The sequence below is a fragment of the Streptomyces sp. NPDC092045 genome (assembly GCF_044756005.1).
Taxonomy (GTDB): Bacteria; Actinomycetota; Actinomycetes; order Streptomycetales; family Streptomycetaceae; genus Streptomyces.
This window is the reverse complement of record NZ_JBIVSC010000004.1, coordinates 69,186-81,432: the sequence shown is the minus strand read 5'-3', so window position 1 is coordinate 81,432 and position 12,247 is coordinate 69,186. Positions and strand designations below refer to the sequence as shown.

Here is a 12,247-nt window from a genome sequence, read left to right as displayed (position 1 = left end):
CCTCTCGTCCGTGTCGCGACGTAACCTGGCCATCATGAGCGAGTGCCCGCACCTTGCCGAACTGCCGCGCCCCGAGCCCGCCCCGCTGTCCGACACCTGCCCGGAGTGCCTGGCGGACGGCACGCATCCGGTCCAGCTCCGGCTCTGCCTGACCTGCGGGCACGTGGGGTGCTGCGACTCCTCGGCGGGACGGCACGCGACGGCGCACTTCTCCTCGACCGGGCACCCGGTGATGCGGACCTTCGAGCCGGGCGAGCGGTGGCGCTGGTGCTTCGTGGACGGGGCGATCGTCTGACGGTTCGGCGTCTCGCGGTTCGACGGGCTCCCGCTTGGGTACGTCACCCCTCCGCCGGTCGCCCGGTTCCGTCGTCCACAGGCCTCCGCACACCGCCCGCACCCATGGGCCTACCATGGGTGACGGGTCGTGGCGGGGCCGGGGAGCGCACGGCGACACGGCGGGACGGATCGCGATAGCGTCACGGCGGACTGCGCAGCCCCCTGCGTACCGCCCGGTTCGGGGGCCTCTCCCCCGAGCCCCGAATGAGTTTGTGCCACCTTGGAGGTGAGGGTGTCCCAGATCGCAGGCGAGCCCGGGACCCAGGACTTCGTGGAAGTCCGGCTGCCCGCTGCGGGTGCCTATCTGTCCGTGCTGCGTACGGCCACGGCCGGCCTCGCGGCGCGCTTGGACTTCACCCTCGACGAGATCGAGGACTTGCGGATCGCGGTCGACGAGGCCTGCGCCATCCTGCTCCAGCAGGCCGTGCCGGGGTCCGTCCTCAGCTGCGTCTTCCGGCTGGTCGACGACTCGCTGGACGTGACGGTCTCCGCCCCGACGACGGACGGCCGCGCTCCCGAGCGGGACACCTTCGCCTGGACGGTGCTGTCGGCGCTGGCCGGGAAGGTGGAGTCGTCGGTGGCCGACGACCGCACGGTCTCGATCAGCCTGTACAAACAGCGCGGCGCGGGGCCAGGCCCGGCGTGAGGAGCGGGGACGCGACGGCCGGCATCCCCGGGCAGAAGGCGCGGCCGCATGAGGGCGCTACGGAGCGGGCGGACCAGATGAGCGAGCACGAGCAGCAGCACGAGGGTGCCGGGGCGCCGGGCGCCCCCGAGACCCCTGCCGCCCCCGCGGCCCTCGCGGGCCCCGCGGAGGCTTCCGGGACCCCGAGGCCCGGGGGCGCGGCCGGGGACGGGGCACGGGAGGGCGACGGGGCCGACGAGGCGACGGAGGCCCCCGCCGTCCCCGCCCCGCACGACCGGAGCGGCGCCCGCGCCCTCTTCGTCGAGCTGCGCGAGCTGCCGGAGGGCTCCCCCGAGAAGGCGGAGCTGCGCAACCGGCTGGTGCGGATGCACCTGCCGCTGGTGGAGCACCTGGCCCGGCGCTTCCGCAACCGCGGCGAACCGCTGGACGACCTGACGCAGGTGGCGACGATCGGCCTGATCAAGTCGGTGGACCGGTTCGACCCGGAGCGCGGGGTCGAGTTCTCGACGTACGCGACCCCGACGGTCGTCGGCGAGATCAAGCGCCACTTCCGGGACAAGGGCTGGGCGGTACGGGTGCCCCGCCGGCTCCAGGAGCTGCGGCTCTCGCTGACCACGGCGACGGCGGAGCTCTCCCAGCAGCACGGGCGCTCCCCGACGGTGCACGAGCTGGCCGAGCGGCTGGGGATCTCGGAGGAGGAGGTCCTGGAGGGCCTGGAGTCGGCGAACGCCTACTCGACGCTCTCCCTGGACGTCCCCGACACCGACGACGAGTCGCCGGCGGTGGCGGACACGCTGGGCGCGGAGGACGAGGCCCTGGAGGGGGTCGAGTACCGCGAGTCGCTCAAGCCGCTCCTGGAGGACCTGCCGCCCCGGGAGAAGCGGATCCTGCTGCTGCGCTTCTTCGGGAACATGACCCAGTCGCAGATCGCGCAGGAGGTCGGCATCTCGCAGATGCACGTCTCCCGGCTGCTCGCCCGGACGCTCGCGCAGCTGCGGGAGAAGCTGCTGGTGGAGGAGTAGGACCCGCCGCTATCCGTTCACGGCGTTCACAGGGGCCGTGCACCGGGCACCGCTCACGGGGCATCCTGACCGGGGCGCCGGATGCCGAGCGCCTCGGTCGTGGCGGGGCTCACCAGGAGGACGAGACCGGTGACGGCCAGGACGCCGAGGACGGCGCCCGCCGGGATCATCGCACTGTTCGCCTGGAGCATCTGCCAGGCGACCGGCAGGGCCAGGATCTGGGTGATGACGGCCGGGCCGCGGCTCCAGGAGCGGCGCAGCCACAGGCCGCGTGCGGCGGCGAGCGGGATCAGGCCGAGTGCGACGAGCGTCACGGCGCCCGTCGCCGCGCCGATGAGGTCGCCGGGCGTCCCGGCCAGGGCCCTCACCAGCATGTAGACGCCTCCGGCGACGAGGCCGAGCGCCTCGACGCCGGCCACGGCCGCCGCCGCGGCGAGGCGGGCGGGACGGGGGGTCCGCTCCGGGTCGCCGACGGGGGTCTCCGTACCGCCGGCGGGGGTCTGCTCCGTACTGCTCATGCAAGGCAGGGTAGCGGGGGCGCCCCCGGGACCGGCGGGGCCGGGTGGGCCGGGTGGGCCCCTGCGGCGTCGGGCGGGAAGTCCGCCGAACGGACCGGGCTGGGCCCGGTACCGCCGGGTAGGTACGCTGGCGACCATGCGCGCACTTCTCGTGGTCAACCCGGCAGCCACCACCACCAGTGCCCGCACCCGTGACGTCCTCATCCACGCGCTGGCCAGCGAGATGAAGCTGGAGGCGGTCACCACCGAGTACCGCGGACACGCGCGTGACCTGGGACGACGGGCCGCCGAGTCCGGGAGCGTCGACCTGGTCGTGGCCCTCGGCGGGGACGGCACGGTCAACGAGGTGGTCAACGGACTGCTGCACGGCGGGCCCGATCCGGAGCGGCTGCCGAGCCTCGCGGTCGTCCCCGGCGGGTCGACCAACGTCTTCGCCCGCGCGCTCGGGCTGCCGAACGACGCCGTGGAGGCGACCGGCGCCCTGCTCGACGCGCTGCGTGAGGAGCGGACACGGACGGTGAGCCTCGGGCTCGCCTCCGGGGCGCCGGGCACGGAGGACGAGTCCGTGCCGTCCCGCTGGTTCACCTTCTGCGCCGGCCTCGGTTTCGACGCGAGCGTCATCGGCCGGGTCGAACAGCAGCGGGAGCGCGGCAAGAGATCCACGCACGCCCTCTATCTGCGCCAGGTGGTGCGCCAGTTCCTGGGCGAGACCAACCGCCGGCACGGCACGATCACCCTGGAGCGGCCCGGCGAGGAGCCGGTGGAGGATCTGGTCCTCTCCATAATCTGCAACACCTCTCCCTGGACCTACCTGGGCAATCGCCCGGTGTACGCGTCTCCGGAGGCCTCCTTCGAAACCGCGCTCGACGTGCTCGGGCTGAGGCGTCTCTCTACCCCCGCCGTCGCCCGGTATGCCACCCAGTTGCTCACTTCGTCCCCGGATCGCGGGCCCCGCGGCAAGCACGCGGTGTCCCTGCACGACCTGACCGACTTCACCTTGCATTCGAAGGTCCCCCTCCCTCTCCAGATGGACGGAGACCACCTCGGACTGCGTACGAGCGTGGCGTTCACAGGCGTTCGCCGTGCACTGCGTGTGATTGTGTGAGTGGAAGGGCCCAAAGTCCTTTCACTCGAACGTTTAGGCGCGCATCCACCCCTAAGAAGTACGGCTGTGACCTAGCCGACACCGAGGAATCAAAAAAAACTTTCCGGAAGGGGTTGTATCCGCTGCCGAGGTTTGCGAGTCTCTTCTTGGCGATCGGGACGGCCCGCAAGACCGGCCTCCACTGAGAGCCAGAACCCCTCCTCAGTCCAAGGACCACACCAGTTCATCTGGCAGTCGGCCCTTCCCTTGCGGGGGGATTCGTGAAAGCGTTCACATTCACAAGCAACCTGCACGTAATACCAAGAGAGGTAGCAGCCATGGACTGGCGTCACAACGCCGTTTGTCGTGAGGAAGACCCCGAGCTGTTCTTCCCCATCGGCAACACCGGTCCTGCGCTGCTGCAGATCGAGGAAGCCAAGGCCGTCTGCCGCCGCTGCCCCGTCATGGAGCAGTGCCTGCAGTGGGCGCTCGAGTCCGGCCAGGACTCCGGCGTCTGGGGTGGCCTCAGCGAGGACGAGCGCCGCGCGATGAAGCGCCGTGCCGCTCGCAACCGGGCGCGCAACGCCAGCGCCTGACGCCCCACTTACAGCCTCAGGCGAGCGGCGCACACATCGCGTGTGCAATCACCGCCCTTGAGTCGCAGCGCGCAGCAGTAACCCACAGCATTCGAGCCCCGGACCGAATTCCCTTCGGTCCGGGGCTCGCTGCCGTGTTCTCCGGAGGTCCCGGTCCGCGGCCGTTCCGGTCTCCGCCGGGAATTCCGGCGGAGACCGCTTTCGCGGGGCCTACTTCTGGGACCGCACGGGAATGTCGAGGACCACCTTCGTGCCGCGCTCGGCGCCCGGCAGCATGTCGAAGGTTCCGCCCAACTCCCCTTCCACCAGGGTCCGTACGATCTGGAGGCCGAGGTTTCCGGCCCGCTGCGGGTCGAATCCCTCGGGCAGGCCGCAGCCGTCGTCCCCGACCGTGATGAGGAGGCGGGCGTCGGTCCGGGCCTCGCCGCGGACGGCGGAGACCTCGACCGTGCCCCGCTCCCCCTGCGCGAAGGCGTGTTCGAGCGCGTTCTGGAGGACCTCGGTCAGGACCATGGAGAGCGGGGTGGCGACCTCGGCGTCGAGGATGCCGAAGCGGCCGTTGCGCCGGCAGGTGACCTTGCCCGGGGAGATCTCCGCGACCATCGCGATGACGCGGTCGGCGATCTCGTCGAACTCCACGCGCTCGTCCAGGTTCTGGGACAGCGTCTCGTGGACGATGGCGATCGAGCCGACGCGCCGCACGGCCTCGTTGAGGGCCTCGCGGCCCCGGTCGGAATCCATCCGGCGGGCCTGGAGGCGGAGCAGGGCGGCCACGGTCTGGAGGTTGTTCTTCACCCGGTGGTGGATCTCCCGGATGGTGGCGTCCTTGGTGATCAACTCGCGCTCGCGGCGGCGCAGTTCGGTGACGTCCCGGAGCAGGACGAGCGAACCGATGCGGGTGCCCTTGGGCTTGAGCGGGATCGCCCGGAGCTGGATCACCCCGCCGTTGCCCTCGACCTCGAACTCGCGCGGCGCGTAGCCGGAGGCGAGGGTGACCAGGGCCTCGTCCACCGGGCCGCGCGAGGGCGCGAGTTCCGCGGTGATCTGGCCGAGGTGCTGGCCGACGAGGTCGGCGGCCAGGCCGAGGCGGTGGTAGGCGGAGAGGGCGTTGGGCGAGGCGTACTGGACGATGCCCTCCGCGTCCAGGCGGACGAGGCCGTCGCCGGCGCGGGGCGAGGAGTCCATGTCGACCTGCTCGCCGGAGAAGGGAAACGTTCCGGCGGCGATCATCTGGGCCAGGTCGGAGGCCGACTGGAGGTAGGTGAGCTCCAGGCGGGAGGGGGTGCGGACGGTCAGCAGGTTGGTGTTGCGGGCGATGACGCCGAGGACCCGGCCCTCGCGCCGCACGGGGATCGACTCGACCCGCACCGGGACCTCCTCGCGCCACTCGGGGTCGCCCTCGCGGACGATCCGGCCCTCGTCGAGGGCGGCGTCGAGCAGCGGGCGGCGGCCGCGCGGGACCAGGTGGCCGACCATGTCGTCCTGGTAGGAGGTGGGGCCGGTGTTCGGCCGCATCTGGGCGACGGAGACGTACCGCGTGCCGTCGAGGGTCGGGACCCAGAGGACGAGGTCGGCGAAGGAGAGGTCGGAGAGCAGCTGCCACTCCGACACCAGCAGGTGGAGCCACTCGAGATCGGAGTCGCTCAGGGCGGTGTGCTGGCGTACGAGGTCGTTCATGGAGGGCACGGTGCGAGCGTACCCGTGGAATTCAGGGGCGGTGAACCTGGATCTCCGGGGCCGCGTGTTGGAGTATGGGCCAGGAAACACCGCGTTCGCGTGGATGGACAGACAAGAATGGTCTAGTCCACAATGAACAGAACAGAGCCTCCATCCTCCCCGCACAGGAGGATGGAACGAGGTACCCGACGCTCTCTGCCCTGACTGCGTCGAGACCTCCCACACGGCCGAGGGACCGCACACCCCCGGCCGGGCAACTCCGGGCTGCGGTGCCGGGCGGGCTGAGGGTCCCGCCGGGCGCCGCGGCCCGCGGGTGTTTCCGGGGCCGCGATTCCCCGGGACCCGCCTACTCCCCCGCCTCCGCCGGCCAGGCGCGCATCGCCGCCTCGGCCACGGCCGTGAGCTCCTCCGCCGTCGCCCCGTCGCGGGCCTGCTGCGACATGCCCTGGAGGACGGCGCCGCTGAAGCGGGCGAGGGCGCGCGGGTCGGTGTCGGCCGGGAGCTCGCCGGACTCCACGCCCCGGCGGATCCGCTCCTCGAAGAAGGCCAGGTTGGCGTTCCTGCGGTCGCGCAGGGCCTCCTCGACCTCGGGGGTCGAGCAGTTGGTCGCGGCGGAGATCATCAGGCAGCCGCGGGGGTGTCCGGGCTCGGTGAAGAGCTCGGCGGCCTCGCCCAGCATGCGCCCGACGGCGCCCCGGGCGGTCGGCTCCTCGGCGAAGGCGCGGCCGCCGTAGGCGCCGTACGAGAGGGCGTACGCCTCGACGACCTCCTCGAAGAGGGTCCTCTTGTCCCCGAAGGCGGCGTAGAGGCTGGGCGCGCTGATGCCCATGGCGCGGGTGAGGTCGGAGACGGAGGTCGTCTCGTAGCCGTGCTCCCAGAAGGCCATCGTGGCCCGCTCCAGGGCCGTGGGCCGGTCGAAGGAGCGGGGGCGGCCGCGCTGTCTCGTCACCATGGAGTGAATTCTATAGCGCGCGCTACGGAAGTGGGGTACGGTCTTTTCATAACGACCGCTACAGATATGAAGGGGGGCGGCGCCATGGGCGTGCTCACGGGGAAGACGGCGCTGGTCACGGGCGCGAGCCGGGGCATCGGGCGGGGGATCGCCGAGCGACTGGGGCGCGACGGGGCGCGGGTCGCGGTGCACTACGGGACGAACGAGGCGGCGGCGAAGGAGACGGTCGCGGCGGTCGAAGCGGCCGGCGGCGAGGCGTTCGCGCTCGGCCGGGAGCTGGGGACGCCGGGGGACGCGGCGGCGCTCTGGGAGGACTTCGACGCGCGGGCGGACGGGCTGGACATCCTGGTGAACAACGCGGGGATCGGCGTGTCGAGCCCCTTCGCGACGATCACCGAGGAGGAGTTCGAGCGGGTCTTCGCGGTGAACACGAAGGCCCCGTTCTTCCTGGCGCGGCTCGGCGCGGAGCGGCTGCGGGACGGGGGCCGGATCGTCAACGTGTCGACGGGGCTGACGAGGACGGCGCTGATGCCGGACCTGATCGCCTACTCGATGTCGAAGGGGGCGCTGGACGTCCTCACGCGGGACCTGTCGAAGCTGCTGGGCCCGCGCGGGATCACGGTCAACTCGGTGGCGCCCGGGATCGTGGCGACGGACAACACGGCGTGGCTGGAGGACGACGAGCAGGCCGCCGCGCGGGCGGCGGGGTACTCGGCACTGGGCGGGATCGGGAGCACGGCCGAGATAGCCGACGTGGTGGCCTTCCTGGCCTCGGACGACGCGCGGTGGGTGACGGGGGCATGGATCGACGCCACGGGGGGTTCGCTGACCTGAGCCGCCGGGGCCGCGCGCCCGGCGCCCGGGTGGCCGGCGGGGCGGGGGCGGCCGACGATGGGAGCGGGGCCGTCCGGGGGGCGGAACGGCATGGGAGGGAGGGCTCTCCTCTGCTAGATTTGACCTTAGATTGGTCTATACCACCGGACCCCTTCCCAGCCCCTCACCAGATCGGCAGGCACAGCGTGGAAGTTGTCATCGTCAAGGACGCCGAGGCGGGCGGAGAGCTCATCGCGGACGGCATCGCCGGCCTCCTGCGCCGCAAGCCCGACGCGCTGCTCGGCGTGGCCACCGGTTCGACTCCGCTGCCCATCTACAAGGCCCTGATCGCCAGGGTCGGGGACGGCGCGGTGGACGCCTCGCGGGCCCGGATCGCCCAGCTGGACGAGTACGTCGGCCTCCCCGCCGGGCACCCGGAGTCGTACCGCTCCACCGTGCTCCGGCAGGTCGTCGAGCCGCTCGGGCTCTCCCCGGAGGCCTTCATGGGGCCCGACGGCTCCGCCGAGGACGTCCAGGCGGCCTGCGAGGAGTACGACCGGGCCCTGCGCGAGGCCGGCGGCGTGGACCTCCAGATCCTCGGCATCGGCACCGACGGACACATCGGCTTCAACGAGCCGTGCTCCTCGCTCGCCTCCCGGACCCGGATCAAGACGCTCACCGAGCAGACCCGGGTGGACAACGCGCGCTTCTTCGACGACGACATCGAGCAGGTGCCGCACCACGTCATCACCCAGGGCATCGGCACCATCCTGGAGGCCCGCCACCTGGTGCTGCTCGCCACCGGCGAGGGCAAGGCGGAGGCCGTGGCGCAGACCGTCGAGGGCCCGGTGGCGGCGCTCGTGCCGGCCTCCGCGCTCCAGCTCCACCCGCACGCCACGGTCGTCGTGGACGAGGCCGCCGCCTCCAAGCTGAAGCTCGCGGACTACTTCCGCCACACCTTCGCGAACAAGCCCGCCTGGCAGGGCATCTGAGAACGCCCGGAACCCCGGTGAGAGCGTGAGGAAGGGGCCCGGCACCTGAGGACAGGTGCCGGGCCCCTTCGCGCACGGCGTCGGCGGGGAGCCGTCAGGCTCCGGTGCCGACCACGGCCTCGGCGGCGGCGCGGCCGCAGACCCGGGCCGCGCCGTGCGTGGCGATGTGCAGGGCCCCGCGGGGCTCCGCCTCGTTGAGGCCCATCTCGACCACGACGGTGTCGGGGCGGGCCGCGAGGAGACCGTCGAGGGCCCGGATCATCCACGGGTGCCGGTGGAGGTCGCGCACGACGGCCACCACGCGCCGCTCCCCCGCGTCGGCGAGGACGGATCCGGCGGAGGACTCGTCGTACGAGCCGGTCTCCGTGCCGGGCAGCAGCCGCCCCAGCTCCGCCGCGATCCCCCAGGGGGTCTCGTCGCCGACGGCGAAGTTCGCGACCGGGGTGAAGGACGCCACGTAGGGGGTGCCGGTGACCGGGGTGTACGGACGCTCCCCGCGGGTCACCCTCAGGGCCCGGCGGGCGGCGACGAGTCCGATGTCGGCGCCGGGCGCGGTCCCCTCCTGCACTGCCGCGCCCGGCGCCGATCCAGCCCCCCTGACCCGGTGCGCCTGGGTCCAGGCCGCCAGGGCGCGCACGCGCGCCGCGGCGTCGGCCAGCCGCTCCTCGGGCAGTTCACCGGTCCGTACCGCGCCGACGAGCGCGTCGCGCAGCCGCAGTACGGTGTCCTCGTCGCACAGCCCGCCGCCGACGCAGATGGCGTCGGCGCCCGCGGCGATGGCGAGGACGGAGCCGCGCTCGATGCCGTACGTCGCCGAGACGGCCTGCATCTCCATGCCGTCGGTGACGATCAGCCCCTCGAAGCCCAGCTCCTGGCGCAGCAGACCGGTGAGGATCTGCGGGCTCAGGGTGGCCGGACGGTGCGGGTCGAGCGCGGACAGAAGGATATGCGCGCTCATGACCGCTTTGGTACCCGCGGCGACGGCCGCGCGGAAAGGTACCAGCTCACGGGCGTGCAGTGTGGCGAGGTCCACATCGATCCGGGGCAGCGCGTCGTGGGAGTCGACGTTGGTGTCGCCGTGTCCGGGGAAGTGCTTCGTGCAGGCCGCGACCCCGACGCCCTGGAGGCCGTCGACGTACGCCACGGTGTGCCGGGCGACCAGGTCCGGGTCGGGCCCGAAGGACCGGACGCCGATGACCGGGTTCTCGGCGTTGGAGTTGACGTCGGCGGAGGGGGCCCAGTTGAGGTCCACCCCGCACTGCGCGAGCCGGCGGCCGAGCTCGCGGGCCACGGCCCGGGTGAGCTCGACGTCGTCGACGCTGCCGAGGGCGTAGTTGCCGGGGAAGGACGAGCCCTGCTTGACCTCCAGGCGCGTGACGTCGCCGCCCTCCTCGTCGATGGCGACGAGGACGTCGTCCCGCTCGGCCCTCAGCTGCGCGGTGAGCGCGGTGAGCTGCTCGGGGGTGACGATGTTCCGGCCGAAGAGGCCGACCGACGACAGGCCCTCGCCGATGCGGCGGAGCAGCCAGTCGGGAGCGGTGGTGCCGACGAAGCCGGGCTGGAGGACGGTGAGCGCGTCACGGGTGAGCGTGTCCGAGGCGTGTACGAGAGTGGTCATGAGACCCGTTATCCCTTCACCGCGCCGGCGGTCATGCCGCCGACGGCCTTGCGCTGGAGGAAGATGAACACGACGAGCACGGGGAGCGCGAAGAGGGTCGAGGCGGCCATGGTGGCGCCCCAGTCGTTGCCGAAGGCGGTCTGGAACTGGGTCAGCCAGAGCGTGAGGGTCTGGTTCGTCTTGTCCTTGTTCAGGACCAGGACCATCGCGAACTCGTTCCAGGCGGTGATGAAGCCGAAGAGCGAGGTCGACATCAGACCGGGGGCGAGCAGCGGGAAGATCACCTTGCGGAAGGCCTGGCCGCGGGTGCAGCCGTCGATCTGCGCGGCCTCCTCCAGCTCCACCGGGACGGCGGCGATGAAGCCGCGCAGGGTCCAGATGGTGAAGGGCAGGACCATCACGAAGTAGATCGCCGTGAGCAGCGGGATGCTGTTCAGCATGTCGTTGTCGCGGGCGATCATGTACATCGCGATGACCATGACCTCCCAGGGGGCCATCTGCGCCATCATCACGATCAGGACGATGCCCTTGCGGCCCTTGAACTTCATGCGGGCGATCGCGAAGCTCGCCGACAGGGCGACGAGCAGGGCCAGGAGGACGGCGCCGGCGGTGACGATCAGGCTGTTCGTGGCGTAGGTCCAGAACAGGTCGACGCCGGTGGCCGTGGAGTAGTTCTCGAAGGTCGGCGTGAAGAAGAAGACGGGATCCTTCGTCAGGATCTCGCTCTGCGGCTTCAGCGAGGACGAGAACATCCAGTAGACGGGGAAGACGAAGACCACGGCGACCACGAGGGCGGCGAGGTTCTTCGCCACCGTCGCCGGCCGGAGCGGGCTGCGGGTCCGCAGCTTCTGGGGGGTCGGGGTGGTGGTGCTCACTGCTCGTCCTCCTGCTTCAGGATCAGGCGGAAGTAGAAGGACATGGCCACGAGCAGCATCACGATGGTGAGGATCGAGATGGCGGCCGCGAGGCCGTAGTGCTGCTGGCCCATGCCCTCGATGTAGGCGAAGACCGGCAGGGTCTCGGAGGTCCGGTCGGGGCCGCCCTGGTTCATGGCGTAGACCTGGGTGAAGGCCTTGAAGATCCAGATGATCTCCAGGAACGTGGTGATCATGAAGAACGGCTTCAGGTTCGGGAAGACCACGGACCAGAAGGTGCGCCAGCCGCTCGCGCCGTCCATCTTGGCCGCCTCGTACAGCTCGGACCCGACCGTGGTCAGGGCGGCATACATGTTGAGGGCGACGAAGGGGATCGAGCCCCAGACGAGCAGGATCGTCACGATGACGAAGGTGGAGAAGCCGGTCTCGAACCAGTTGTGCTGGTCGTAGCCGGAGAAGCCGATCGAGCGCATCAGCCAGTTGGCGACGCCGAACTGCTCGTCGAAGAGCCACTTGAAGACGGTGACCGAGGCGACGATCGGCATGGCCCAGGCGAACATCAGCGCCAGGGAGAGCACGAACCGCATCTTCTTGCCGAGGCGGTTGAGGAGCATGCCGATCAGCGTGCCGAACAGCATCACCAGGGCGACGTTGACGGCGGTGACCACGAGCGACCGGACGACGACGCTCCAGAAGTCGGGGTCGCTCAGCAGCTTGGTGTAGTTCTCGAAGCCGATCCAGGGCGTCTCGCGCCGGATCATCTCCCGCTTGTTGACCCCCTGGAAGGAGAGGACCACGTTGCGGAACAGCGGGTAGAGCAGCAGCACCGCCATGGAGAGCAGGGCGGGCGTGACGAGCAGGTACGGCAGCAGCCCGCTGGGCAGGGAGCGCCTGCCACGCGGAGGCCGAAGGGATTCCTTCGCGCCGGAAGGGGGTGGCGGAGTCTGCGACTTCCCTGCCGCCCTCCCGGGCGCGTCCTGAGGAGCGGCGCTGGCCGTCCCCTGGGAGTCCACGGTCATGGTCTTCTTCCTCGCGGTTCTGGGGCTCCCGCGCCCACCGGGGCGCGGCCCGGGGGAGCGGGCCGCTGTTCACTGCAATGGCCGAATGGCGCGGCCGGT

Annotated in this window: 13 protein-coding genes; 7 read left to right on the top strand and 6 right to left on the bottom strand. The window is 71.5% G+C overall.

What is annotated here, in order from left to right; genetic code table 11:
• Nucleotides 1-34 precede the first annotated feature (34 nt).
• The 3 genes from ACIQKA_RS13845 (at nt 35) to ACIQKA_RS13835 (ending at nt 2,004) form a co-directional block, all read left to right on the top strand.
• Nucleotides 35-295 carry a UBP-type zinc finger domain-containing protein gene (locus ACIQKA_RS13845; protein WP_383156250.1) on the top strand — a complete coding sequence of 87 codons (261 nt, stop codon included), beginning with the start codon at nt 35-37 and terminating at the stop codon, nt 293-295.
• Nucleotides 296-568: 273 nt separating this feature from the next.
• The gene (locus ACIQKA_RS13840; protein WP_019889334.1) at nt 569-982 is read left to right on the top strand and encodes an anti-sigma regulatory factor; all 414 of its coding nucleotides are present in this window, start codon (nt 569-571) and stop codon (nt 980-982) included.
• 77 nt (nt 983-1,059) lie between these two features.
• Nucleotides 1,060-2,004 carry an RNA polymerase sigma factor SigF gene (locus tag ACIQKA_RS13835; protein ID WP_402541008.1) on the top strand — a complete coding sequence of 315 codons (945 nt, stop codon included), beginning with the start codon at nt 1,060-1,062 and terminating at the stop codon, nt 2,002-2,004.
• 53 nt (nt 2,005-2,057) lie between these two features.
• On the opposite strand, the gene ACIQKA_RS13830 is transcribed toward ACIQKA_RS13835, so the two are convergent.
• Complete coding sequence (locus ACIQKA_RS13830; RefSeq protein WP_402541006.1) at nt 2,058-2,522, bottom strand: hypothetical protein; 465 nt, start codon at nt 2,520-2,522, stop codon at nt 2,058-2,060.
• Nucleotides 2,523-2,658: 136 nt separating this feature from the next.
• Here ACIQKA_RS13830 and ACIQKA_RS13825 point away from each other — a divergent pair, with 136 nt between their 5' ends.
• Nucleotides 2,659-3,627, top strand: coding sequence for a diacylglycerol/lipid kinase family protein (locus ACIQKA_RS13825; RefSeq protein WP_383434374.1), 969 nt, complete (start codon nt 2,659-2,661; stop codon nt 3,625-3,627).
• Between the two features lie 317 nt (nt 3,628-3,944).
• Complete coding sequence (locus ACIQKA_RS13820) at nt 3,945-4,202, top strand: WhiB family transcriptional regulator (protein WP_003953983.1); 258 nt, start codon at nt 3,945-3,947, stop codon at nt 4,200-4,202.
• Between the two features lie 210 nt (nt 4,203-4,412).
• On the opposite strand, the gene ACIQKA_RS13815 is transcribed toward ACIQKA_RS13820, so the two are convergent.
• Together ACIQKA_RS13815 and ACIQKA_RS13810 are read right to left on the bottom strand one after the other, a co-directional pair.
• Nucleotides 4,413-5,879: a sensor histidine kinase gene (locus tag ACIQKA_RS13815; RefSeq protein WP_402541005.1), complete on the bottom strand. Its 1,467-nt coding sequence runs from the start codon at nt 5,877-5,879 to the stop codon at nt 4,413-4,415.
• 346 nt (nt 5,880-6,225) lie between these two features.
• Nucleotides 6,226-6,831, bottom strand: a complete 606-nt coding sequence (locus ACIQKA_RS13810; RefSeq protein ID WP_402541004.1) for a TetR/AcrR family transcriptional regulator — start codon at nt 6,829-6,831, stop codon at nt 6,226-6,228.
• 84 nt (nt 6,832-6,915) lie between these two features.
• Here ACIQKA_RS13810 and ACIQKA_RS13805 point away from each other — a divergent pair, with 84 nt between their 5' ends.
• Both ACIQKA_RS13805 and nagB read left to right on the top strand, forming a co-directional pair.
• A complete protein-coding gene (locus tag ACIQKA_RS13805) occupies nt 6,916-7,665 on the top strand; it encodes an SDR family oxidoreductase (RefSeq protein ID WP_383156236.1) in 750 nt (249 codons plus the stop codon).
• Between the two features lie 185 nt (nt 7,666-7,850).
• Nucleotides 7,851-8,636: a glucosamine-6-phosphate deaminase gene (gene nagB, locus ACIQKA_RS13800; protein ID WP_383156234.1), complete on the top strand. Its 786-nt coding sequence runs from the start codon at nt 7,851-7,853 to the stop codon at nt 8,634-8,636.
• 94 nt (nt 8,637-8,730) lie between these two features.
• Here nagB and ACIQKA_RS13795 read toward each other — a convergent pair whose 3' ends face one another.
• From ACIQKA_RS13795 to ACIQKA_RS13785, 3 genes are read right to left on the bottom strand one after another with little or no spacing between them, the layout of a single operon-like run.
• On the bottom strand, nt 8,731-10,254 hold the full coding sequence (locus ACIQKA_RS13795) for a glycoside hydrolase family 3 protein (RefSeq protein WP_402541001.1): 1,524 nt from the start codon (nt 10,252-10,254) through the stop codon (nt 8,731-8,733).
• Nucleotides 10,255-10,262: 8 nt separating this feature from the next.
• On the bottom strand, nt 10,263-11,099 hold the full coding sequence (locus ACIQKA_RS13790; RefSeq protein WP_383158019.1) for a carbohydrate ABC transporter permease: 837 nt from the start codon (nt 11,097-11,099) through the stop codon (nt 10,263-10,265).
• 26 nt (nt 11,100-11,125) lie between these two features.
• On the bottom strand, nt 11,126-12,148 hold the full coding sequence (locus ACIQKA_RS13785; protein ID WP_383157980.1) for a carbohydrate ABC transporter permease: 1,023 nt from the start codon (nt 12,146-12,148) through the stop codon (nt 11,126-11,128).
• Between the last annotated feature and the right edge of the window lie 99 nt (nt 12,149-12,247).

What these genes read in the sequence shown, in the direction of transcription:
- ACIQKA_RS13845 (WP_383156250.1), top strand. Translation starts at nt 35, where the DNA reads ATGAGCGAGTGCCCGCACCTTGCCGAACTGCCGCGCCCCGAGCCCGCC.
- ACIQKA_RS13835 (WP_402541008.1), top strand. Translation starts at nt 1,060, where the DNA reads ATGAGCGAGCACGAGCAGCAGCACGAGGGTGCCGGGGCGCCGGGCGCC.
- ACIQKA_RS13830 (WP_402541006.1), bottom strand. Translation starts at nt 2,522, where the DNA reads ATGAGCAGTACGGAGCAGACCCCCGCCGGCGGTACGGAGACCCCCGTC.
- ACIQKA_RS13825 (WP_383434374.1), top strand. Translation starts at nt 2,659, where the DNA reads ATGCGCGCACTTCTCGTGGTCAACCCGGCAGCCACCACCACCAGTGCC.
- ACIQKA_RS13820 (WP_003953983.1), top strand. Translation starts at nt 3,945, where the DNA reads ATGGACTGGCGTCACAACGCCGTTTGTCGTGAGGAAGACCCCGAGCTG.
- ACIQKA_RS13815 (WP_402541005.1), bottom strand. Translation starts at nt 5,879, where the DNA reads ATGAACGACCTCGTACGCCAGCACACCGCCCTGAGCGACTCCGATCTC.
- ACIQKA_RS13810 (WP_402541004.1), bottom strand. Translation starts at nt 6,831, where the DNA reads ATGGTGACGAGACAGCGCGGCCGCCCCCGCTCCTTCGACCGGCCCACG.
- ACIQKA_RS13805 (WP_383156236.1), top strand. Translation starts at nt 6,916, where the DNA reads ATGGGCGTGCTCACGGGGAAGACGGCGCTGGTCACGGGCGCGAGCCGG.
- ACIQKA_RS13795 (WP_402541001.1), bottom strand. Translation starts at nt 10,254, where the DNA reads ATGACCACTCTCGTACACGCCTCGGACACGCTCACCCGTGACGCGCTC.
- ACIQKA_RS13785 (WP_383157980.1), bottom strand. Translation starts at nt 12,148, where the DNA reads ATGACCGTGGACTCCCAGGGGACGGCCAGCGCCGCTCCTCAGGACGCG.